The organism is Sporosarcina beigongshangi (assembly GCF_033485195.1).
GTDB lineage: Bacteria > Bacillota > Bacilli > Bacillales_A > Planococcaceae > Sporosarcina > Sporosarcina beigongshangi.
On the sequence record NZ_JAWLIR010000004.1, the window covers coordinates 356207 to 380820 of the forward strand.

At 43.4% G+C, this 24614-nt stretch carries 22 protein-coding genes; all 22 read left to right on the forward strand.

Features of this window, described 5'->3' with window-relative positions; all coding sequences use genetic code 11:
* Positions 1–17: 17 nt before the first annotated feature.
* The 22 genes from nusA (at position 18) to R2B77_RS04205 (ending at position 24614) form a co-directional block, all read left to right on the forward strand.
* Entirely contained in the window at positions 18–1205 is a 1188-nt protein-coding gene (gene nusA, locus R2B77_RS04100; RefSeq protein ID WP_203246260.1) for a transcription termination factor NusA, read from the forward strand.
* Positions 1206–1224: 19 nt separating this feature from the next.
* Positions 1225–1503, forward strand: coding sequence for an RNase P modulator RnpM (rnpM, locus tag R2B77_RS04105; protein ID WP_203246261.1), 279 nt, complete (start codon positions 1225–1227; stop codon positions 1501–1503).
* Complete coding sequence (locus R2B77_RS04110; protein ID WP_203246262.1) at positions 1500–1877, forward strand: YlxQ family RNA-binding protein; 378 nt, start codon at positions 1500–1502, stop codon at positions 1875–1877. The genes rnpM and R2B77_RS04110 overlap by 4 nt, the downstream gene beginning before the upstream one ends.
* Positions 1825–4335: a translation initiation factor IF-2 gene (gene infB / locus R2B77_RS04115; RefSeq protein WP_322555648.1), complete on the forward strand. Its 2511-nt coding sequence runs from the start codon at positions 1825–1827 to the stop codon at positions 4333–4335. Before R2B77_RS04110 ends, infB begins: the two co-directional genes overlap by 53 nt.
* Entirely contained in the window at positions 4332–4610 is a 279-nt protein-coding gene (locus tag R2B77_RS04120; RefSeq protein ID WP_203246264.1) for a DUF503 family protein, read from the forward strand. Before infB ends, R2B77_RS04120 begins: the two co-directional genes overlap by 4 nt.
* 22 nt (positions 4611–4632) lie before the next feature.
* Complete coding sequence (gene rbfA / locus R2B77_RS04125; protein ID WP_203246265.1) at positions 4633–4983, forward strand: 30S ribosome-binding factor RbfA; 351 nt, start codon at positions 4633–4635, stop codon at positions 4981–4983.
* 88 nt (positions 4984–5071) lie between these two features.
* On the forward strand, positions 5072–5983 hold the full coding sequence (gene truB, locus R2B77_RS04130; RefSeq protein WP_203246266.1) for a tRNA pseudouridine(55) synthase TruB: 912 nt from the start codon (positions 5072–5074) through the stop codon (positions 5981–5983).
* A gap of 22 nt (positions 5984–6005) precedes the next feature.
* Positions 6006–6941 (forward strand): bifunctional riboflavin kinase/FAD synthetase, encoded by a 936-nt coding sequence (locus R2B77_RS04135; RefSeq protein ID WP_203246267.1) that lies wholly within the window; start codon positions 6006–6008, stop codon positions 6939–6941.
* Positions 6942–7284: 343 nt separating this feature from the next.
* On the forward strand, positions 7285–7554 hold the full coding sequence (rpsO, locus tag R2B77_RS04140; RefSeq protein ID WP_203246268.1) for a 30S ribosomal protein S15: 270 nt from the start codon (positions 7285–7287) through the stop codon (positions 7552–7554).
* 302 nt (positions 7555–7856) lie between these two features.
* On the forward strand, positions 7857–9974 hold the full coding sequence (gene pnp, locus R2B77_RS04145; RefSeq protein ID WP_203246269.1) for a polyribonucleotide nucleotidyltransferase: 2118 nt from the start codon (positions 7857–7859) through the stop codon (positions 9972–9974).
* A gap of 97 nt (positions 9975–10071) precedes the next feature.
* Positions 10072–11319: a M16 family metallopeptidase gene (locus R2B77_RS04150; protein ID WP_203246270.1), complete on the forward strand. Its 1248-nt coding sequence runs from the start codon at positions 10072–10074 to the stop codon at positions 11317–11319.
* A 54-nt stretch (positions 11320–11373) separates the two neighbouring features.
* The gene (locus R2B77_RS04155; protein WP_203246271.1) at positions 11374–11655 is read left to right on the forward strand and encodes a YlmC/YmxH family sporulation protein; all 282 of its coding nucleotides are present in this window, start codon (positions 11374–11376) and stop codon (positions 11653–11655) included.
* Positions 11645–12418 (forward strand): hypothetical protein, encoded by a 774-nt coding sequence (locus R2B77_RS04160; RefSeq protein ID WP_203246272.1) that lies wholly within the window; start codon positions 11645–11647, stop codon positions 12416–12418. Before R2B77_RS04155 ends, R2B77_RS04160 begins: the two co-directional genes overlap by 11 nt.
* A 12-nt stretch (positions 12419–12430) precedes the next feature.
* On the forward strand, positions 12431–13021 hold the full coding sequence (locus R2B77_RS04165; RefSeq protein WP_203246273.1) for a dipicolinate synthase subunit B: 591 nt from the start codon (positions 12431–12433) through the stop codon (positions 13019–13021).
* A gap of 161 nt (positions 13022–13182) precedes the next feature.
* On the forward strand, positions 13183–14217 hold the full coding sequence (locus tag R2B77_RS04170) for an aspartate-semialdehyde dehydrogenase (protein ID WP_404830733.1): 1035 nt from the start codon (positions 13183–13185) through the stop codon (positions 14215–14217).
* A gap of 21 nt (positions 14218–14238) precedes the next feature.
* A complete protein-coding gene (gene dapA, locus R2B77_RS04175) occupies positions 14239–15129 on the forward strand; it encodes a 4-hydroxy-tetrahydrodipicolinate synthase (RefSeq protein ID WP_203246275.1) in 891 nt (296 codons plus the stop codon).
* Positions 15130–15372: 243 nt separating this feature from the next.
* Entirely contained in the window at positions 15373–17040 is a 1668-nt protein-coding gene (locus R2B77_RS04180) for a ribonuclease J (protein WP_322555649.1), read from the forward strand.
* Between the two features lie 141 nt (positions 17041–17181).
* A complete protein-coding gene (locus R2B77_RS04185; protein ID WP_203246276.1) occupies positions 17182–19527 on the forward strand; it encodes a DNA translocase FtsK in 2346 nt (781 codons plus the stop codon).
* Between the two features lie 341 nt (positions 19528–19868).
* Entirely contained in the window at positions 19869–20597 is a 729-nt protein-coding gene (locus R2B77_RS04190) for a GntR family transcriptional regulator (RefSeq protein WP_203246277.1), read from the forward strand.
* Positions 20598–20644: 47 nt separating this feature from the next.
* Complete coding sequence (locus tag R2B77_RS04195; RefSeq protein ID WP_203246278.1) at positions 20645–21715, forward strand: BMP family lipoprotein; 1071 nt, start codon at positions 20645–20647, stop codon at positions 21713–21715.
* 312 nt (positions 21716–22027) lie between these two features.
* Entirely contained in the window at positions 22028–23578 is a 1551-nt protein-coding gene (locus R2B77_RS04200) for an ABC transporter ATP-binding protein (protein ID WP_203246279.1), read from the forward strand.
* Positions 23568–24614 (forward strand): ABC transporter permease, encoded by a 1047-nt coding sequence (locus tag R2B77_RS04205; RefSeq protein WP_203246280.1) that lies wholly within the window; start codon positions 23568–23570, stop codon positions 24612–24614. Before R2B77_RS04200 ends, R2B77_RS04205 begins: the two co-directional genes overlap by 11 nt.

Genomic DNA, 24614 nt, shown 5'->3' on the forward strand with positions numbered 1-24614 from the left:
ATGTAGGAGTGATTAACATGAGTAGTGATCTACTCGATGCATTGACAGCCCTCGAAAAGCAAAAAGGGATTTCTAGGGACGTCTTAGTAGAAGCAATCGAAGCGGCACTTGTAACTGCCTATAAACGAAATTTCAATCAAGCGCAAAACGTGCGAGTTGATTTGAATCTCGATAAAGGAACGATGAAAGTCTATTCTCGCAAAGATGTCGTCGAGGAGGTTGAGGATGATCGTTTGTCTATCTCACTCGAAGATGCACAAAAGATTAATCCAGCTTATGAACTCGCAGATATCGTCGAGCAGGAAGTGACACCACGTGATTTTGGACGTATTGCAGCGCAAACGGCTAAGCAAGTTGTGACGCAACGCGTAAGGGAAGCGGAACGAGGTATTATTTACGAAGAGTATGTCGACAGAGAAGATGATATCGTCAATGGGATTATTGAGCGTCTCGACGCACGTAATTTGTATGTTGGACTTGGCAAGGTTGAAGCTGTTTTGCCGGTAGGCGAACAAATTCCAACTGAATCCTATCAACCGCATGACCGTATCAAAGTGTATATTACAAAAGTTGAACGAACATCACGCGGTCCGCAAGTGTTCGTCTCACGTACACATCCCGGACTTCTACGCAGGTTATTTGAAGTCGAAGTGCCTGAAATCTATGAAGGCATCGTCGAAATCAAATCGATTGCACGTGAAGCGGGAGACCGTTCGAAAATTTCAGTACACACGAATAATGAAGAAGTGGATCCGGTCGGCTCTTGTGTAGGTGCGCGTGGTGCGCGTGTTCAGTCGATTTCGAATGAATTGAATGGTGAGAAAGTCGATATTGTTGAATGGTCTGAAGATCCAGCTATTTTTGTAGCAAATGCGCTTAGCCCTTCAAAAGTAATCGATGTCCAAGTCAATGAAGAAGAAAGATCGACAAGAGTTGTCGTACCGGATTATCAATTATCACTGGCGATTGGGAAACGTGGACAAAACGCAAGACTGGCCGCTAAATTAACAGGCTGGAAGATAGACATTAAAAGTGAAACAGATGCCCGCGAACTAGGTATCTATCCACCTGTCTTCGATGAGTCAGTTGCAGAAGCTCAACTAGAGGAACCTTCAAATACAAATGATCCTTATTTCGTTGAAGAAGAAGTGGCAGATGAGTTGGATCACACATCCATCGATCTGTATTCGGACAACGAAGACTGAGAAGAAAGGATGATTACACATGGCAAACATGAAAAAAGTTCCTTTGCGTAAATGTGCGGCAACAGGTGAAATGTTTCCCAAAAAGGAAATGATTCGTATTGTTCGCCCGAAAGAGGGAGAAGTTTCAGTGGATCTCACAGGTAAGAAATCAGGCCGTGGGACATATGTGTCAAAATCCGAAGAGGCAGTTGAGGCAGCGCGCCGTAACCGAGCCATTGAAAGTCAACTTGGAACTGCAGTGCCTGAACAGGTATATGATGACCTTCTCCATGCGATTCGTCGAGAGGCATTGAAATGAGCGAGTCTAAAAAGATTTTTCAATTGCTAGGAATGGCTGCTCGAGCAAGAATGATCATCACAGGCGAGGAACTAGTCATACGTGAAGTTCGTAATGGCAGTGCGCATCTCGTAATTGTTTCCGAAGATGCATCTAACAATACAATGAAAAAACTAACTGATAAATGTATGTATTACAACGTTGAGAAGCATGATTTTGGGAGTCGAGAAGATCTCGGTCATGCAATCGGAAAAGAGTCGCGAGTTGTACTCGCGCTAACGGACGTCGGGTTTGCCCGTAAATTGTCCGGGCTCCTCAACGAATATAACCGGGGGTGGGCTAATGACGAAAATACGTGTACACGAATACGCGAAACAGGTGAATCGGTCGAGTAAGGAAGTTATCGATGAGCTTGGGAAAATTAATGTGAGTGTATCAAACCATATGTCAACAATTGATAAAGAGGCGGTTGCGAAGCTGAATAGTAAATTTGGTGGCAGTAAAAATAACCAACAAGCACCAAAAACAGATGTGAAAAATAGTGGTCAAAAAGATGCGACAGCATCTGTACGTCCAGCAAGTAAGTCAACATCTGATCAGAAAACGACACAACAAAGCGGCCAAAGTCGTCCAGCACAAGGGACACAAGGCAATCGTCCAGCACAGGGCGGCCAAAACCGTCCGGCTCAAGGAGCACAAGGCAATCGCCCAGCACAGGGTGGTCAAAACCGTCCAGCTCAAGGAGCGCAAGGCAATCGTCCAGCACAGGGCGGCCAAAACCGTCCAGCTCAAGGAGCGCAAGGCAATCGTCCAGCACAGGGCAGTCAAAACCGTCCAGCTCAAGGAGCGCAAGGCAATCGTCCAGCACAGGGCAGTCAAAACCGTCCAGCTCAAGGAGCACAAGGCAATCGCCCTGCACAAGGAACAACGCCAGCTGGCAACCGTCCAGCACAAGGTGGTCAAAATCGTCCTGCGGGTGGCGGTGGTCCGGGTCGTCCAGGCGGTGGTCGCGGTGGACGTCCACCAGCACGTGGTATTAACCAAGGACGTAGAAGATACCGCCCAGCTCCACAACCAAAAGTGGAATTGCCATTACCAGAAAAAATTACATTCTACGAATCACTTTCTGTAGCGGAACTTGGACAGAAGTTACATCGTGAGCCATCTGAAATTATCAAGAAATTATTCATGTTGGGTGTCATGGCGACTATCAACCAAGAATTGGATAAGGATGCAATCGAACTAATCTGTGCAGATTATGAAGTAGAAGTTGAAGAAGAAATTCGCGTCGATGTGACAGATCTTGAAATTTATTTCGAAGAATCTGAAGAAGTAGCATCTGAACCAATTGAACGTCCGGCAGTTGTCACAATCATGGGACACGTTGACCATGGTAAAACAACACTTCTGGACTCGATTCGAAATACAAAAGTAACACAAGGTGAAGCGGGTGGAATCACTCAGCATATCGGTGCTTACCAAATTCAAGAAAAAGGCAAAAAAATTACGTTTTTGGATACACCAGGTCACGCAGCATTCACAACGATGCGGGCGCGTGGAGCGAAAGTAACAGACCTTACGATTCTTGTTGTTGCAGCAGACGATGGCGTCATGCCACAAACGATTGAAGCAATTAACCACGCGAAAGCAGCGGAAGTTCCAATCATTGTTGCGGTCAACAAGATGGATAAACCATCAGCAAACCCTGACCGTGTTATGCAAGAATTGACAGAGCACGGACTTGTAGCAGAGGCATGGGGCGGCGACGCAATCTTCGTACCTATCTCGGCGTTAAATGGTGATGGAATTGACCAATTGCTTGAAATGGTTCTACTTGTTGCAGAAGTTGGTGAATTGAAAGCTGATCCTAACATTCGTGCACGTGGAACTGTTATCGAGGCCCAATTGGACCGTGGTCGCGGTTCAGTCGCAACACTTCTTGTTCAAGATGGAACACTTCATGTAGGTGATCCAATCGTTGTTGGTAACACATTCGGACGCGTACGTGCGATGATTAATGATGTAGGTCGTCGTGTCAAAGAAGCAGGTCCATCGACACCGGTTGAAATTACTGGTTTAAGTGATGTACCACAAGCGGGAGATCGCTTTGTTGTCTTCGAAGATGAGAAAACGGCACGTCAAATTGGTGAGTCAAGAGCGAGTGAAGCGCAGCAAGAGCAACGTGTTGAGAAAACACGCGTGACACTTGATAACTTGTTTGATCAAATGAAACAAGGCGAAATGAAAGAATTGAACCTAATTGTAAAAGCAGACGTACAAGGTACGGTTGAAGCGATGGCAGCCTCATTGATGAAAATTGAAGTCGAAGGCGTTAACGTGAAAATTATCCATACGGGTGCGGGTGCGATCAATGAATCTGATATCTCTCTTGCTTCTGCATCTAATGCGATTGTTATTGGTTTCAACGTTCGTCCAGATACAAATGCGAAACGTGCGGCTGACGAAGAGGGTGTTGATATTCGACAACACCGTGTCATCTATAAAGTGATTGAAGAAATCGAGTTGGCGATGAAGGGTATGCTAGATCCTGAATTCGAAGAAAAAGTTATCGGTCAAGCTGAAGTACGTGCGACAATTAAAGTGTCTAAAATTGGTACGATTGCGGGAAGCTATGTAACAGAAGGTAAAATTACGCGTGATTCAAGCGTCCGCATCCTACGTGATAACATCGTTATCTTCGAAGGTGAATTGGATACGTTGAAACGCTTCAAAGACGATGCAAAAGAAGTTGCAAAAGGCTATGAATGTGGGATTACCATTAAAAAGTTCGATGATATTCATGAAGGTGATGTTATCGAAGCTTACATCATGGAAGAAATTAAACGAGTATGATCGTTTACGCGGAATGTTGTTTCTTCATCTCAGAGGCGGCCTCTTTGAAAGACAAGCGGTCCGTTTTAAAACGGATGACAGACCGGGTGAAAAATGCCTACAACGTCTCCATTGCGGAAATCGATCATCAGGACTTGTGGCAACGAACGACTATCGCGGTCGTTGCCGTGGCCTCATCAAAAGATGCGGCTGAGCGTGAAGTAAGAAGGGCAATCCGATTTCTGGAGTCTAATCCAGAATGGGAAATGTCTGAGTTGACGCTCGACTATTACTGATACGGAATTGGGGTGACCATCCATGTCAATGCGTGCTAACCGTGTCGCAGAACAGATGAAAAAAGAACTTGGTGATATCATCGGTAACAAAGTAAAAGATCCACGAATTGGTTTCCTTACGATAACCGATGTCGAGGTAACTGGTGACCTTCAACAAGCAACGATTTTTATCTCTGTTCTCGGAAAAGAGCGGGAAAAGGAAGATACGTTAAAAGGTCTCAACAAAGCGAAGGGTTTTATTCGCACAGAGATTGGTCAGCGAATCAGACTCCGCATCACACCTGAGATTAAATTCGAATTTGATGAATCCGTTGCATACGGCAATCGAATCGATTCACTTCTTAGACAAGTGAAAGACGGACAGGATGAATAAGAAGAAATTCAGCTAATAAAAATGGAGGAAGTCGGTGTCCACAAGGACTTTCCGGCTTCCTCTCTTTACATATAAAGGAGGTTGCATCATGAACGGAATACTTCCTCTTTGGAAAGAAAAAGGGATGACCTCGCATGATTGTGTTTTTAAATTGCGTAAAATTTTAGGGACAAAAAAAGTAGGTCATACAGGCACACTCGATCCAAGTGTAGAAGGTGTGTTACCCATTTGTATTGGACAAGCAACGAAAGTGGCAGAGTATGTAACGGATTCCGGTAAGGAGTATGTGGCGGTCGTATCGATTGGAAAGGCAACTGAAACCGAAGATGCAGATGGCGAGGTTGTTGCTTCTGATTTAACGCTCAAACAAATTACACAAAGTCAAATAGAAGAAGCGCTTGCTCAATTGACCGGCAAAATTACGCAAATTCCACCGATGTATTCTGCGGTGAAAGTAAATGGTCGTAGACTCTATGAGTATGCGCGCAAAGGAATTGAAGTCGAACGTCCGATGCGTAAGGTCTTGATTCATGACATTGAACTGCTTGACCCTGTACAATTGTACGAAGGGGAAGAAGTTCAGTTCCGTATTCGGGTTGCTTGTGGTAAAGGGACATATATCCGGACGCTTGCGGTGCAGATTGGTGAACTACTTGGTTACCCTGCGCATATGGCGTCACTCGTTAGGACTGCGTCAGGGACATATAGACAGTTAGATTGCCGCACGTTGGATGAAGTAAGGCAATTGCAAGAAGAGGGCAGAATCGCAGCGATACTACGTCCTCTTGAAGATGCTTTAGCTGGCTTTCCGAGTGTTGAAATTAGTGAAGATCTGTATGATAAAGTTATGAACGGTCAAGTATTGCCAGAGCATCCATTGCTACAAGCTAATGAATTTATTGTCTTTACGGCGAAGGACAAGGCAATTGCGGTATATATGAAACATCCTACTAAACCGGGCCAAATGAAGCCGGAAAAGATGTTTCCACTGAACGTGTAGTAATAGGTAAGGAGGAACAACAATGGATATTTACAAATTGCATTATCCGGGAACGATTGACATAGATAGTACCGAACAATACTCGCTTGCCATTGGCTTTTTTGACGGCTTACATAAAGGACATCAGACGGTCATTGCTGAAGCAAAAAAGAAAGCGGCAGAACTCGGTATTCGTTCAGCTGTGATGACATTTGACCCGCATCCATCGCATTTATTCGGTGACGGTGACAATAAGGTAGGTTATATTACACAATACCCTGAGAAAGCACGATTACTTGAAACGATGGGGATTGATGCATTATTTATCGTGACATTTGATTGGGCTCTAGCATCACTATCGCCAAAGCAGTTTGTGGATATTTTCATGAAAGGGCTTCCGATTAAACACGTCACAGCCGGATTTGACTATACATTTGGCTCAAAGGGTGCCGGCACGATGGAACAGATGGCGGCACTGGCGGACGGGGCTTTTGGCACGACGGTCATTGAGAAGGTAACGGACCAAGAAGAGAAGATTTCATCGACGCGCATTCGTCAGCTACTGGCAGTGGGGAATGTTGAGGAGACGGCATTACTACTCGGCAGACCGTTCCGGACGGTTGGTGTCGTTGTCCATGGTGAAAAACGTGGGCGCCTGCTTGGTTTTCCAACGGCGAATGTTTCGCCAGAGAACCACACGGTGTTACCTGCTAACGGGGTCTATGCCGTGCGCTTCACAACAGATGGCATCACGCGTAATGGCGTATGCAGTGTCGGTGTAAAGCCAACCTTCCACGAATCGGGAATCCCGCCTATAGTGGAAGTGAATGTTCTCGACTTTGATGGCGATTTATATGGCAAAGAAGCCGCTGTTGATTGGATCAAATATTTAAGACCTGAGGAAAAGTTTGATTCAGTAGATGCATTAATTGAACAAATGGTTATAGATAAAGAACAAGCAAGAGACATATTAACTTGAGTCAAGCCTCCGGCGGATGTCACAAATTTTGAAGGGAAGGCAGTCTAAGAACGCGACGTCCTGAAAGTGCCTTGATTTCTGCATAGAACGCAGAAATACGGCAAATCGAACCCTTCGCTGTTCGATTCGCAACGACTGCATACCCGTATCCTGCGGGCACAATTCAAAATTTGGACGTAATTACGCCGAGGCGTAATTGATTAGAGTAGTATGACTGTTGCAATTCAAAAATCGTCATGGTATTATAAATGAGTGCCAATGTGCACGAACCATTCCTTGGCAACACGAATCACCAACGTTTGCTCGGGAACCGGGGATATTTCATTATTTGGAGGTGAAAAGGATGGCTATTACACAAGAGCGTAAACATGAATTGATCAACGAATTCAAAATTCACGACAACGATACTGGATCAGCAGATGTTCAGATCGCTGTCCTTACAGAAGAGATCAATAACTTAACAGAGCACCTTAAAACTCATAAGAAAGACCACCACTCACGTCGTGGACTTTTGAAAATGATTGGTACTCGTCGTAGACTTCTTCGTTTCCTACGTGAAACAGAAGTACAACGTTACCGTGATCTTATTGCTAAACTCGGCCTACGCCGTTAATAAGACAACCTGAAAAGCGAGCCTAGTGCTCGCTTTTTTGTGTGTATTTAGCGATTTGCCCCTGCATTCAACCGGCAAATCCTTCGACGTATTTGATTTTGATTTCCCTACAATAAATCAAAACCTCATTAATTATGCCTATCCTATATTAGAATCCACAAAAAAGTGGTATACTGTACAAATGTGCCATGGTGTCGGTTAATGATGATAAAAACTTGTATTCACTGAGCGCTATCACTTACACTACTATTAATACATATAACGTATACAGTTCAGGCTGGAATATGGAGAGGAGTTCTATAATGACAGAGAAAAAAGTCTATACACTTGATTGGGCGGGTCGTCCGTTAACAATTGAAACGGGTCAACTTGCGAAACAGGCGAACGGAGCAGTACTCGTTCGTTACGGAGATACAACAGTACTTTCGACAGCAACAACTTCAAAAAATTCACGGGGGTTGGATTTCTTCCCACTTACGGTGAACTATGAAGAGCGTATGTACGCGGTTGGGAAAATTCCGGGGGGCTTCTTGAAACGTGAAGGACGTCCATCTGATAAGGCTGTTTTAACAAGCCGCCTCATTGACCGTCCAATCCGTCCTTTATTCGCAGACGGCTTCCGTAATGACGTTCAGGTCATTTCTCTTGTGATGTCAGTCGACCAGGACTGCTCATCTGAGATGGCTGCAATGCTTGGTTCTTCACTAGCATTGTCTGTATCGGATATTCCGTTTGAAGGTCCAATTGCGGGCGTTCAAGTAGGACGTATCGACGGGAAGTTCATTGTCAACCCAACACCTGCACAACTAGATAAGAGTGATCTTGACCTTGTCGTTGCGGGAACGAAAGATGCCATTAATATGGTTGAGGCAGGCGCGAAGGAAGTTGCGGAAGACGTAGTTCTTGAAGCAATTATGTTCGGGCATGAAGAAATCATTAAACTTATCGAATTCCAAGAGAAAATTGTCGCGGAAATCGGTAAAGCAAAACTTGATATTCCATTGTTCCAATTGGATGAAACAATTTTAGCTAATATTAAAGCTAGCTGCGAAGCAGATCTTGTAAGTGCAATCCAAACACAGGAAAAGCACGCGCGTGAAGAAGCGATCAATGCGGTACGTAACACAGTCATTGAACGCTATGAGGCGGAAGAAGCTGACGAAGCAACGATGAAACAAGTGAAGAATGTCTTGGAGCATCTTGTGAAAGAAGAAGTACGTCGTTTGATTACGGATGAAAAAATCCGTCCGGATGGCCGCGGCTTGGATGAAATCCGCCCACTTGCTTCTGAAGTTGGCATTTTGCCACGTACGCATGGTTCAGGTCTCTTTACACGCGGACAAACACAGGCGTTAAGCATTTGTACACTAGGAGCATTAGGTGAAGTACAAATCATCGATGGTCTTGGCATTGAAGAATCCAAACGCTTCATGCACCATTATAATTTCCCGAACTTCAGTGTTGGGGAAACAGGTCCAATCCGTGGACCAGGTCGTCGTGAAATCGGTCACGGAGCACTTGGAGAACGCGCATTGTCGGCTGTTCTGCCAAATGAAACAGATTTCCCATACACAATGCGTTTAGTTGCAGAAGTTCTTGAATCCAACGGTTCATCTTCACAGGCTTCTATTTGTGCGTCAACAATGGCAATGATGGATGCGGGTGTTCCGTTGAAAGCACCGGTTGCTGGTATTGCAATGGGTCTTGTGAAAAAAGGGGACAACTACTCTGTACTTTCCGATATTCAAGGGATGGAAGACCATCTTGGCGATATGGACTTCAAAGTGGCTGGAACTGAACAAGGCATTACAGCACTTCAAATGGACATTAAAATCGACGGACTGTCTCGTCAAATTTTAGAAGAAGCATTGGCGCAAGCTAAAGTGGGCCGTTTGAAAATATTGAATCATATGATGACTGCAATTAGTACACCACGCACTGAGCTTTCGGAATTTGCTCCGAAAATCATCATGATCAAAATTAACCCAGACAAAATCCGCGATGTTATTGGACCTGGTGGAAAAGTCATTAACAAAATTATTGAAGAGACGAATGTTAAAATCGATACAGAGCAAGATGGTACGATTTACATTTCTTCTCCGAATAACGATATGAACAATAAAGCCAAAGCCATGATTGAAAATATTGTTCGCGAAGCAAAAGTTGGCGAATATTACATGGCGAAAGTAAAACGCGTTGAGAAATTTGGTGCTTTCCTAGAGTTATTCCCAGGTAAAGACGGGCTACTTCACGTATCTGAAATTGCAGAAGAACGTACAAAAGTAGTAGAAGACGTCTTGAAGCTTGGTGACGAGTTGTTTGTCAAGGTAACTGAAATTGATAACCAAGGACGCGTCAATTTGTCTAGAAAAGCTGTTATTCTTGAAGAAAAAGAAGCGGCGGGCAAAGAGAAAAACTGAATTTGTACAAGCGATAGAATGGAAAGCCCCTCTTCATTATGAAGGTGGAGGCTTTTTGTTCTTACCTATATAAGTAAGCTTATTGAGGGGGATTCATATGATAGAAAAATATATTTGCCCAAATGGCGTGCGAATTGTTCATGAAAAAATGCCTTATGTACGCTCTGTAGCACTTGGAATTTGGGTTGGTGCAGGTTCAGGGGATGAGCAGGAGTCAGAGGCGGGCATTGCGCATTTCATTGAGCATATGTTATTTAAAGGGACAGCGACGAGAAGCGCACGAGCAATTGCGGAGGAATTTGACCGCATCGGTGGCGATGTCAACGCGTTTACGTCGAAGGAAATGACCTGCTATTATACGACGGTGCTTGGACATCATGCACCTCGTGCTTTAACGGTTTTAGCGGATATGTTTTTCAATTCGGCGTTTGACTCAGCTGAAATTGCAAAAGAAAAGTCGATTGTCCTCGATGAAATCGCAGCTGTTGAAGACACGCCGGATGATGATGTCGATGAGCGTCTATGGAGCGAAATGTACCCGGATGATGCGATGGGGAAGCCTGTCTTGGGTAATGAACAGACGATAAACACCTTTGATAAGCTGATGATTGAGCAATTTATGGAGCGCATGTATAGACCTGAACAAATTGTGATTTCTATTGCTGGAAATTTCGATGATCGCCTCATTCAACTTATTAAGGTGCAATTTGGTTCATTTAAGCGACAGGCGAAGATTGAACAGCCGGTAGCTACCCAAGCCCCTGCATTCCATGCAGGAATGACTGTTAAAGCGAAAGATATTGAGCAAGCACATATTTGTATCGGCTATCCGGGACTGACGGTAAAAGATGCACGCATTCATGATCTTATTATTTTAGACAGTATACTGGGTGGCACGATGTCTTCACGTTTATTTCAAGAAGTTCGCGAAGAGCGTGGTTTGGCTTACTCTATCTACTCTTATTATTCGGCATACAAGTCGACTGGGGTATTTGCTGTTTACGGGGGAACATCGCCGGAAAATTTGGGTCTATTAACTGATACGATAGACGAGGTTATCGCGTCGATTTTACAGAACGGCATTACGGAGAATGAATTGCATAATGCCAAGGAACAATTAAAAGGCGGATTTTTATTAGGTTTAGAAAGCTCGGAATCTAGAATGCATCGTAATGGGAAGAATGAATTGATTTTACAGGAGCATAGGACGATTGATGAAGTTGTTGAGCTGATTGATGGAGTTCAAGTGGCCAATGTATACAGAATGGCCAATGAAATTTTTACACACCAGCGAGCGATATCCATCATTGCCCCTGAAGATACTGTCAAGGCATTTGAAATTTAGCAGTCAGCTTTTCCGCTTTTCATTCATATAATGGATGGAATGTAGGAGAGGAGAATGGCGATGCTATTATCAGAGCTTGCACAGAAAGAGCTAATTCAAGTTGAGGACGGGGTCCGCTATGGTTTTTTGGCGGATACCGACCTTATTTTTAATGGCAAAACAGGGGATATTATTGGATTTGAAATTAAGAAGAAACTTGGACGTTTTTCATTGAAGAATCGTCAGGACCAGTCGGATGAGTTTATCCCGTGGAGTGAAATTGTGTTGATTGGAGAACATCGAATCCTTTTTGGTAAAACGCATAGCATGGATGGGGTGAATCTGGATGAAAGATAACGAATGGATCGTAATAGGGGAAGATCCAAGACTTGCAACCTGTTGCACCATGCTAGAAGAGAGAGGCTATAATTGTCACCATATCGCGACAAATCAGTATACAGAGCAAGTAGGCGAAAGCATTATACGCCTGTCCCCGAAGCATGTCATTTTCCCGATTTTACAACTAACAGGGACGCTTCCAGTAGCCTTATTTGCCGAAGGAACACGGTTGTATACAGGTGTTACATCGGAGGAGTGGCGCAAGCCTTTTGAGGATGCGGGACTACGGGTCCATTCATATGTGAAAGATGAATCGTTTATCTGGCAAAATGCAAAATTGACGGCGGAAGCTTTTGTCCATGAATATTATGCACGCGTCAAACGTCAAATGGCGGGAAATCACTTTAAAGTGGCGGGTTTTGGAAAGGTAGGGAAAATGACTGCGCATGTACTGGCTGCGCTTGGCGCGCATGTAACCGTTGTAGCAAGGTCAATCACGCAATTAAGTGAAGCTGCTGCTTTAGGCTATGAAATAGAGCTGCTAACAGCTGATTTTGACCTCGTGGCAGGTAATCTCGTTAACACCATTCCTGCACAATGGCTTGCTATCAATACGAATCCAGAGCTGCATATTTTTGATCTCGCTTCGGCACCCGGTTGCCTAAAGGAACCTCTTTCGTCCGAATACTATACAGTACTCCTCGGATTGCCAGGAAAACATTTTCCGATTGATGCGGCAGCCATTTTGACGGATACCGTCGAGGGGATGTCTAGAAAATGAAAGGGGATCTCGATGCTACAAGGGAAGAGAATTGGCCTTGGCATTACGGCGTCACATTGTACGTATGATGCGATACTACCTGTTATCGATTCGCTTAAGGATGCGGGAGCAACGGTTGTTCCGATTATTACGCATTCTGTATTGACGGCTGCAACGCGTTTTGGCACGGGGGAAGAGTGGATTGCACGTATTGAGAAAGCAACGGGTGAAAAAGTAATTTCGACAATTGTCGGTGCAGAGCCATTTGGTCCGTCGACACCTGTTGATTGTATGATTATAGCGCCGATGACTGGCAATTCAATTAGCAGATTTGCTAATGCGGCGACAGATTCACCCGTCCTAATGGCGGCCAAAGCAACATTACGCAATGGGAGTCCAGTTGTTCTCGGTATTTCAACGAATGACGCACTTGGTTTGAATGCGATGAATATTATGAAGCTGTTAAATATGAAAAACGTCTTTTTTATTCCGTTTGGACAGGACGATCCGTTTCGTAAACCGAATTCTCTCATCTCCGATTTTACGCTGATGGTACCTACTGCGGCAGCAGCGCTTGACAATCGTCAACTCCAACCTTTATTAATTATTCATGATAAAATATAAAAATACAGCACAGAATATTCGTAGATATGATATAATTCCACCAATGAACTGCTAACGGTGTAAAGGACTAAAGTTTTTCTGCGAAGCATGTTACATGTTGCAACAATGTGGAGGACTGCGTAGGTCTTACTATTAACACATCCGTAAAAGCTGAAAGGGAGATAGAGATGAATAAAGTGAATGTTGCAATCGTCGGTGCTACAGGAGCTGTCGGTACAAAAATTCTTGAGAAACTAATTGAAAGAGATTTTCCGGCTCAATCAATTAAACTGCTTGCATCCAAACGATCTGCCGGAACTGAAATTACGGCAGGTGGTTTTACTTATATTGTGGAAGAAACGGTACCAGAATCATTTGAAGGAGTTGACATCGCATTTTTTAGTGCGGGTGGATCTATTTCAGAAAAATTTGCACCAGAAGCTGTTAAAAGAGGTGCGGTCGTCATTGATAATACGAGTGCATTCCGTATGGTGGAAAATATTCCACTCGTCGTTCCAGAAGTGAATGCGCAAGCTTTGAATAATCATGCAGGCATCATTGCCAATCCGAATTGTTCAACAATTCAAATGGTAACAGCGCTTCAGCCTGTCAAAGAAAAATTCGGTGTCAATCGTATTATCGTGTCAACGTATCAAGCTGTTTCTGGAGCGGGTGCAGAAGCGATTGACGAACTAAGTAGCCAAAGCCAGAAATTCGAAGGGCGCGTAACGAATGAGGCGGAAATTTTACCATCTGCGTCAGCAGCGAAACATTATCCAATCGCATTCAATGCCATCCCTCAAATTGATGCCTTTGATGCATCAGGTTATACACTTGAAGAATTGAAAATGATGAATGAGACGAAAAAGATTTTTGGAGACAAAGAGATGTCCGTTGTGGCAACTTGTGTACGACTTCCGGTTGTGACAGGACATTCAGAGTCCGTTTATATTGAAGTTAACCAAGAGGGCGTGACAGTGGAAGACATCCGTGCGAGCATGGACGGTGCTCCAGGGGTTGTTATCCAAGATAATCCGGAGCAACAATTGTACCCAATGCCGTTATTTGCAGAAGGAAAAGACGAAGTGTTTGTTGGTCGTATCCGTAAAGACCCGAATCATGCAGGAGGATTCCATATGTGGATCGTCTCGGACAATTTGCTTAAAGGAGCCGCGTTGAACTCGGTGCAAATTGCAGAACAGCTCATTCGACAATAATACGGTAAAGGATGGATCACATTGAATCTTGGACAGATAGGCACGGCAATGGTAACTCCATTTTCAGAAACAGGGACCATCGATTACAAAAGAGTTGAAAAGTTGATTGAGCATTTAATTGCAAACGGTACAGATACATTGGTTGTCAATGGGACGACTGGTGAGTCACCAACTGTGACAGCACAGGAAAAAAGAGCATTATTGTCGTTTACAGTGAAGCAAGTTAACAAACGAATTCCTGTCATTGCAGGTACAGGTACAAATAGTACAGCGGAATCCGTCTTGCTTACACAGCAGGCGGAAAAGCTCGGTGCAGATGGCATCATGTTGGTAACACCCTATTATAATAAGCCAGACCAAAGAGGCATGTACGCGCATTTTGCACATATTGCAGGAGAAACGAAGTTACCAGTCCTGCTCTATAATATTCCAGGACGGTCTGTTGTCAATATGCAACCTGAAACAGTTATCGAGCTTTCGAAAATTAAAAATATCCGTGCTGTGAAAGAGGCAAGTGGTAGTCTTGAACAAATGTCGACTATCATTGAAGGAACAGATGACGGATTTTCTGTATACAGCGGTGATGACGCGTTAACATTACCACTACTAGCAATCGGTGGTAGTGGTGTCATTTCAGTCGCAGCACATGTAGTCGGCAAAGAAATGCAGCAGATGATTAACGCATTTAAAAATGGGCAAATAGCGCAAGCAGCCGCGATGCATCGTACGCTGTTACCTATATTTAATGCGATCTTCTCCGCACCGAATCCAGTACCAATAAAATATGCACTCGAAAAAATCGGTATCGAAATAGGTGGTGTCAGACTACCATTAGTCGATTTCGATGAGGGGCAAATATCTTTCGATCAAGTATGGGAAAACTATCAAAAAAACCAACTTATTTTTAAATAATTAAATCATACAACACCAGCAAAGGCGCCTTAACAGGGGTCGCCGAAGCCATAAGACTAGCGGCGATAGCTGCTCGGCTTATGGCGGGAGGCATCCCCGAGCGCCGAAGCGAGTTTAGTGGAATAACCCATTTAATTAAAGCCGGTAGTAATAACCGGCTTTTTTTGTTTGTACAGAAAGGTTCTGTCCCGTATAATGAAACATAGTCGTGATGGACGGGAATGAGTAATAGGAGGAAAAAATGTGGTAAAAACTAAAAATGAACTAATAAGAATCATCCCTCTCGGTGGAGTAGGGGAAATTGGGAAAGCAATGTACGTCGTCGAAATTGATGAGGAGCTATTCATCGTCGATGCGGGACTCATGTTCCCAGAAGGAGAAATGCTTGGGATTGACATTGTTATTCCAGATATTTCTTATATTGAAGAAAACAAAGAACGTGTCAAAGGTGTTTTTCTCACACACGGACACGAAGATGCAATTGGTTCAATCGCATATTTACTACAAAAAGTACAAGCACCTGTCTATGGATCGAAATTGACAATTGCACTTGCAAAAGAACATTTAAAGGAAATGCCTGCATCACCAAACGTTAAGTTCTTTGAAGTGACAAACAAAAGTCGTATGAATTTCAAAAGCACGCATGTTACGTTTTTCCATACAACACATAGTATTCCAGATTCACTTGGAATTGTGTTCCATACGAGTGAAGGTGCAATTGTGCATACAGGTGAATTCAAATTTGATCAGTCTGCACAAGGGAAGTATCGTCCAGACATTTCGAAGATGGCGGCACTCGGAGAAGAAGGTGTCTTCATCCTTATGTCAGATTCATCTGAAGCGGAGCGTCCTGGTTATACCACTTCTGAATCAGTCATCGAAAACAGCCTGTCCAAAACATTTCACGGAGCAGAAGGACGAATTCTTGTTGCGCTTTACGCATCGAACTTTATTCGAATCCAGCAAGTGTTTGACAAAGCCTTTGAAAATGGCAAAAAAGTAGCGGTTGTTGGTAAAAGTTTAGAAAGCTACTTTGAAGTTGGTGTCAAATTAGGTTATTTGACGATTAAAGATGATGTTGTCATCCCTGTAAAAGAAATTGATAAATATGATGATAGCCAAGTCGTCATTATCGTAACAGGTAATAAAGGTGAGCCGCTGGATGCACTTGAACGAATTGTGCGTAAGCATCATAAAGACATCCGCATTAAAGAAACAGATACAGTGTTAATTACGTTCACGCCATCACCGGGTATGGAAGTGTCCATGTACCAAACGATGAATGATCTTGCCAAAGCAGGCGCAACTGTATTGACAGCGAGTAAAAATGTCCACGTATCGGGTCATGGTAGCCAGGAAGATTTGAAGCTCATGCTGAACCTAATGCAGCCAAAGTATTTCATCCCGATTCAAGGCGAATACCGGATGCTTATCGCACACTCCAAGCTTGCGCAGGAGACAGGTCTTCAAAAATCACAGGTTTTCATTGCTGATAAAGGTGATATCGTTGAATATAAGAACGATAAAATGCGCATGAGTGGACGCGTTCAGGCAGGCAATATCCTCATTGACGGAATTGGCGTAGGGGATGTAGGTAATATCGTGCTTCGTGACCGTAAATTGTTGTCGCAGGACGGTATTTTCACAGTCGTTGTAACGCTAAATCGTAAACAAAAACGCATTGCAGCTGGACCGGAAATTGTGTCCCGAGGATTTGTGTATGTCCGTGAATCAGAAGAGTTATTCGAAGAATCAACAAAACTCGTAACAAAAATAGTTGAGAAGTATGTGAATAAAGAGACGTTTGAATGGACAAACATTAAACAAGAGATTCGCGATACTCTAAGTTCATATTTATATCAACAAACGAAAAGAAGACCAATGATCATTCCAATTATTATGGAATACTAATACGTAACAATTTATAAGACCGATCCGAAGGATTTCTTGCCGTCTGAGCGGCGGGAAATCCTTTTTTTATCCAATTCGAAAAATGCACAGTCTATACCGATGTCAGTAACTGGCACGTTCAATGTAGAAAGGAGGAGGGAAATGGCTAGGAAAAAGAAAAAATCGGCTGCAAAGAAAAAGAAGCCGTCGAGCTTAAATCCGTTAGTATACGAAGTAATTGGCCTCGCGATGATGGGGCTTGCTGTCATTATTATTTTTGAATTTGGTATTGTTGGCAGAGGTTTATCCTCAGTTTCTCGTTTTATATTAGGAAATTGGCATAGTGCGATTCCACTGCTACTCATTGTGCAGGCGTTAATGTTTATGATTAAACGCAAAGCGGGTGGTTGGAAAAATCGTATTGTCGGGGGGAGTTTATTCATCCTAGCAAGTTTGGTGCTGTTCAGTCATGTCTACTTATTTAAAGAATTGCACGCAAGTCGAGTGCTGTTGACGGATTCTGCACTGAAAGAAACGTGGAAAGTACTCATCACAAATGGTGGTATCGTATCCAGAAGTGGTGCGCTAGGCGGCGGAATGGTGGGAGCTATCCTATTTGCATTGTTCCATTCACTGTTTGATTCAGCAGGGGCGATGGTTGCGGGAGTTTTATTATTGTTAATTGGCCTTGTTTTAATTACCGGAAAAGCATTTGTGCCCTATTTAGTTGATTACTTCCCAAAACTAGTGGAGTCATTGACGAATATATTTGCAAAAAAAGATAAACCTACACCAAAAGCTGCGACTGAGTCGAGAGTAACTCGTTCGAAGAAATCGGCAAGGTCCACAGCTGTCGAGACGTTAGCTGTTCCAGAAGTGGAGATGGAAGAAGTTGTGTCACAGCCGATTATATCTGCCTTTAGTGAGCGCATTGACAAGCCTGTGAGCGATGAGCAAGCGAAGGTCGCAGAGCTGTCGCAAGCGAAAGTGGAGGGGGGAGCCTCATCACCATCATCAACAAAACAGCCAGAGACGGACGAGATTGTGCCGTATGCAGCTGTGGCAGGTGAGGAAGAAAACGAGTCCTATATATTACCTCCCGCCTCCTTGCTGACGCAAACGCCACTCGTTGATCAGTCGGAGGAATATGATTCTATTCAAGCAAATGCCCAAAAGCTAGAGCGAACATTTTTAAGCTTTGGTGTTAAAGCGAAAGTGACGCAGGTGCATCTTGGTCCTGCTGTAACAAAGTATGAGGTATTGCCAGATGTAGGTGTAAAGGTGAGCCGGATTGTCAGCCTCGCAGATGATATTGCACTGGCACTTGCTGCAAATGGTATTCGAATTGAGGCACCGATTCCAGGTAAGTCTGCTATTGGTATCGAGGTGCCGAATAGTTCGATTGCTGTTGTTAGCCTTCGTGAAGTCATCGAGGCAAAGGAAAATAATCGACCAGATTCAAAACTAATGATTTCACTTGGGCGCGACGTGACGGGGCAGGCGATGCTAGCCGAGTTGAATAAAATGCCACATGTACTTATTGCGGGTTCGACGGGTAGTGGGAAAAGTGTCTGCATCAATGGTATTATCGTTAGTATTTTAATGCGTGCTAAGCCGCATGAAGTAAAAATGATGATGATTGACCCCAAGATGGTGGAACTGAATGTCTATAATGGTGTACCACATTTACTAGCGCCCGTCGTTACGGACCCACGAAAAGCATCTCAAGCGCTACAAAAAGTCGTTTCTGAAATGGAGCGGCGTTATGAATTATTTTCGCATACGGGTACGCGAAATATTGAGGGCTATAACGATCATATTGAGGTATGGAATGAGGAGAATGAAGAGAAGCATCCGCGTATGCCGTATATCGTCGTTATTGTCGATGAATTGGCAGACCTGATGATGGTCGCGTCCAGTGACGTGGAAGATTCAATTACGCGATTAGCACAAATGGCTCGTGCGGCAGGAATTCATCTCATCATTGCGACGCAACGTCCAAGTGTCGATGTTATCACAGGGATCATCAAAGCCAACATTCCATCACGCATAGCATTTGCCGTATCGTCTGCAATTGACTCGCGAACAATTTTGGATAGTGGAGGGGCGGAAAAATTGTTAGGTAGAGGGGATATGCTATTTCTACCAGCAGGTGCTTCCAAACCAGTACGTATTCAAGGCGCGTTCGTTTCAGACAGCGAGGTGGAAGCCATTGTTGACTTTGTAATTGAACAACAAAAGGCACAGTATCAAGAAGAAATGATTCCGCAAGATATTGAAGAAGTACCAGCCTATGAAGAAACAGACGAGCTGTATGACGATGCTGTACAACTCGTTACAGAAATGCAGACCGCCTCGGTATCGATGCTTCAACGCCGTTTTCGGGTCGGTTATTCGAGAGCAGCACGCATTGTGGATCAGATGGAGCTACGTGGAGTAGTTGGGCCGCCTGAGGGGAGTAAGCCACGTCAAGTCTTAATTGGCAGAGGGGAAATAGACGATTTTTGATCTGAATGTAGATCAAGCCTTCAGCGGATATCACAGATTTTCTAGGGGAGCTAAGAAGAAGGCAACTTAAGTTCGCCGCACCCTGATTCACTGTTCAATTGACAACAGTTACCTGATTTGCATCGCGCTGGCCCTTAGCTCGAAAAATTCGGACGTAATTCCACCTCGGTGTGATTGATAAGTAGTATGGCAAAATAGGTACAATACAGCACATAATACGAACGTATTAATAATTTTTTTAAGATGTTGTTTATTTTGCATGACGAAAGTGATATAGTATGGATGATTAGTAGTGACGTTTAACATCAGAGGTCTGACCTCGTTGAGAGGGGAGAGATGAAATGATGGTAAAGGCGGATCAAAGACATCTTTATGTTCAAGTCATTGAACGATTGAAGAACGACATCGAATTAGGCATTTTCAAAGAGAATGCAAGGTTCCCTTCAGAATTTGAACTAGCTCGGACGTTAGGCGTCAGCCGTGCAACACTTCGGGAAGCGCTACGTGTGCTAGAAGAGGAAAAAGTGATTGTGCGAAAGCACGGTGTCGGCACATTTGTGAATCCCAAACCGTTATTTTCTTCAGGGATTGAACACTTATCCAGTGTATCTTCTATGATCCGTGCTGCAGGTATGGAACCAGGAACGATTTTTTTGGATGTAACAGAAACAGATTCATGTGAAGATAACATGGAAAAGTTCAACTGTAGCGTAGGTGATCCTCTCGTGACCATAAAAAGAGTAAGAACGGCCGATCAAGAACCGGTTGTCTATTGTATTGATCAAGTACTTTCAAAAAATATTCCGTTAAGAACGGATGAGTTATTGAATGAATCCATTTTCGATGCCATTGAAAAATCGGGTACTATTCGTATTGCACAAGCGGTCGCTCATATAGAACCGGTTGGTTATGACGATGAAGTTTCTTCTATTTTGAGATGTGGTGTGGATGTTCCATTACTTGTTCTTTTACAGCATCATTACAGTGAGGAAGGCGAAATGGTCCTTTACTCAAAGAACTATTTCAGGGCTGATAAATTCAGCTTTCATGTTGTGCGAAAAAGGGTATAAGACGTTAACACGTCATACTATAAAAAGAAAAATAGGGAGGGTCAACAATGAGCAAACGCAAATTTGGTCTTGCTTTGTCAATGGTTCTAGCTGCCGGTACAATTCTTGGCGCATGTGGAACGGATAAAGCGAAAGATAATGAAGGTTCAGGAGCTACAGACACACCGAAAGAGGATACTTTTTCGATTGCAATGGTAACAGATACAGGTGGGGTTGACGACAAATCGTTCAACACATCAGCTTGGGAAGGTATTAAAGCATATGGTGCAGAAAATAATCTTACAAAAGGTGACGGTGGTTTCGACTACCTTCAGTCAAAAGAAGAATCGGAATACCCATCGAACATAAACAAACTTGTTCAACGTGATTTCGATTTAATTTTCGGAATTGGTTTCTTGCTAAAAGATGCACTTGAAGAAGTTGCTACACAACGTCCAGACAATAACTTTGCACTTGTAGATGAAGTGTCTGACCTACCGAACATTGCAAGCTTAATGTTTAAAGAGCAAGAGGGAGCATTCCTTGCGGGTGTTGCTGCTGCTCGTATGACGAAATCTGATAAAATCGGTTTTGTTGGTGGTATGGAAATTCCAGTAATCGATCGTTTTGAAGCAGGATTTGTTGCAGGTGTTGCAGCAGTAAGACCTGATATTAAAGTTGATATTCAGTACACAGGCGACTTTGCAAAAGCGGAACTTGGTAAAATGGCTGCAAACCGTATGTATTCTTCAGGCGTAGATATTATTTTCCACGCTGCTGGTGGTTCAGGTAATGGTGTATTTGCGGAAGCAAAAGAGCGTAAAAAAGCAGATCCAGATGCATATGTATGGGTAATCGGTGTAGACTCAGACCAATATGACGAAGGTCAAGTAGATGCTGATACAAACATAACGTTGACTTCAATGCTTAAACGTGTTGACATTGCAGTTAAAAACACAGCAGAGCTTGCTGCTAAAGGTGATTTCCCAGGTGGAGTAGTAACAACTTTCGGTCTTGCTGACGAAGGGATTGCACTTGCTGACTCACATGGTGCAATTCCAGAAGATGTTCTAGCTGAGATTGAAGAGTTCACGAAAAAAATCGCAGCTGGTGAAATCGAAGTACCAGAATTCAAATAATTATAAGTAAAGTATTGTGAGATCATGAAGGTCGATGTCAAATGGCCTTCATGATTTCCCTTTTAATTAACAGAAGAAAGGATTCCGATCAATCACGCCTCGGCGTGATTGTGCCGAGATTTTGAATTGAGCTTGCTCAATTAACTCCATTCAAAATCTGTGGCATCCGGGAAGGATTGAACTGAATCCTTCCTTGGAGGCCTTAACTACATTCAGTGGGTTTCTCCACTGAATGTAGTTAAGGGATTCTTTTCTTGTGTTAATTTAAAAATAACTGTAACGTACATATACGAATACAAGGGAGTGAACCGAGTGGAACATGTAATTGAAATGCTGAACATTCGCAAAGAATTCGGTAATTTCGTTGCGAATGATAATATTACGCTTCAATTGGAAAAAGGCGAAATTCATGCATTGCTAGGCGAGAATGGTGCCGGAAAGTCGACGCTAATGAACGTGCTATTTGGACTGTATCAGCCTGATGGCGGGGAAATTAAAGTGCGCGGCAAGGTCGAAACAATTACAGATCCGAACGTCGCTAATAATCTGGGCATTGGTATGGTTCACCAACACTTTATGCTCGTTGAAAATTTGACGGTAACTGAAAATATCATTCTTGGCAATGAACCTAAAAAAAGGGGCATGATCAACATTAAGGATGCAGCGAAAAAAGTAGCTGAAATTTCGAAGTTATATGGCCTCGAAGTGGATCCTTATGCGAAGATAGAAGATATTTCGGTTGGAATGCAGCAGCGGGTTGAGATTTTGAAAACGCTTTATCGGGGAGCAGAAATTCTTATTTTTGATGAACCGACGGCTTCATTAACACCACAAGAAATCAATGAGCTCATTTCAATTATGCGTAAATTGATTGATGAAGGAAAGTCGATTATTATCATTACGCACAAGCTACAAGAAATTATGGACGTCTCTGATCGTGTGACAGTTATTCGTAAAGGACAAGGAATTGGTACAGTTATTACGGCTGAAACGAATCCTGAAGAGCTTGCGACATTGATGGTCGGGCGTCAGGTAACATTTAAAACAGAAAAAGGGCCAGCTTATCCAAAAGAGGAAGTCCTTCGCGTCGAAAATCTTGTTGTTGATGATTACAGGGGTATTCCAAAGGTGAAGGGATTGAATCTTTCAGTACGTAAAGGAGAGATTGTTGGGATTGCAGGAATCGACGGCAATGGACAGTCAGAGCTAATCGAAGCCATCACCGGTCTTCGTAAAGTGAAGAGTGGTAAGATTTCTATTAACCAGCAGGATGTGACGGGGAAAAATCCTCGCGACATTACAGAAACGGGTATTGGTCATATTCCACAGGACCGCCATAAGCACGGTTTAGTGTTAGACTTTTCTGTTGGTTATAATGCGGCATTGCAAACCTATTACAAAGCGCCCCTATCTAAAAATGGCATTATTGACTATAAGAAGATTTCTGAAAAAGCGAATACGATCATTGAAACATTTGATGTACGAACGCAGGGAGAACACGAGCTTGCACGTGCGCTATCCGGTGGTAACCAGCAGAAGCTGATTATCGGGCGTGAAGTAGATCGTAATCCGGACCTACTCATTGCTGCGTTGCCGACGCGTGGTCTGGATGTTGGGGCCATTGAGTTTATTCATAAAAGATTGATTGAACAACGTGATAATGGGAAAGCTGTATTGCTCATTTCGTTTGAATTGGATGAAGTGATGAATGTGTCCGATCGTATTGCAGTTATTTATGATGGGACGATTGTCGATACAGTAATTCCATCAGAAACTAACGAACAGGAACTAGGGCTTTTGATGGCGGGACATACGAAAGATGAAGTTGTACTGAAAGAAGGTGGAGAGCACGATGTCCAATAGAGTTATCAAACTATTAGTACCGATTATTTCTATTATTTTGGGTCTACTCGTAGGCGCAGTTGTCATGCTGTTAAGTGGTCATGATCCGGTTGCAGGGTATATTGCGCTCTGGAAAGGGATTTTTGGTAGTCCGTATTCTATCGGCGAAACGATTCGTCAAATCAGCCCATATATTTTAGCGGGTCTTGCGGTCGCTTTTGCCTTCCGCACAGGTTTATTCAATATTGGAGTAGAGGGCCAGCTAATTGTCGGTTGGTTTGCAGCCGCTTATGTGGGTATGGCATTTGAATTGCCTAAGATTATTCATTTACCATTGGCACTTCTTGCCGCAGCTGTAGCAGGAGCACTATGGGGATTCATACCAGGAATTTTGAAGGCAAGATTGCATGTACACGAAGTTATCGTAACGATTATGATGAACTATATTGCACTTCATACTGTCAACGCGCTTGTTAAAACGGTTTCAGGTGGTGGCTATAAGACTGATAAAATTCATCCGACAGCATCACTCCGTTCGGAATTCTTATCCAATCTGACTGATTTTTCTACTTTGCATTACGGAATCATTGTCGCATTGATAATGGTCGTCGTCATGTGGTTCATGTTAGAGAAAACCAAAATGGGCTATGAGCTGAAATCGGTTGGATTTAATGAGCACGCCTCACAATATGCAGGAATGAACGTTAAGAAAAATATTGTCCTATCTATGGTTATATCGGGTGCTTTCGCTGGGCTTGCAGGGGCAATGGAGGCACTTGGGACATTCGGTAATATTGTATCGCGTGGTGCGTTTACCGGAATAGGATTTGACGGAATTGCCGTCGCATTACTCGGTGCTAATACGCCACTTGGAGTTATTTTTGGAGCTACTCTTTTCGGTTCGTTAAAATATGGTGCAAATAATATGCCGAATGAAGCTGGCGTGCCGATTGAAATTGTTTCCATCGTTATTGCACTTATTATCTTCTTTGTTGCTTCAGGCTATATCATCCGTGTATTACTAAGCAAAATGAAGAAGAAAAAGGAGGCGAAGTGA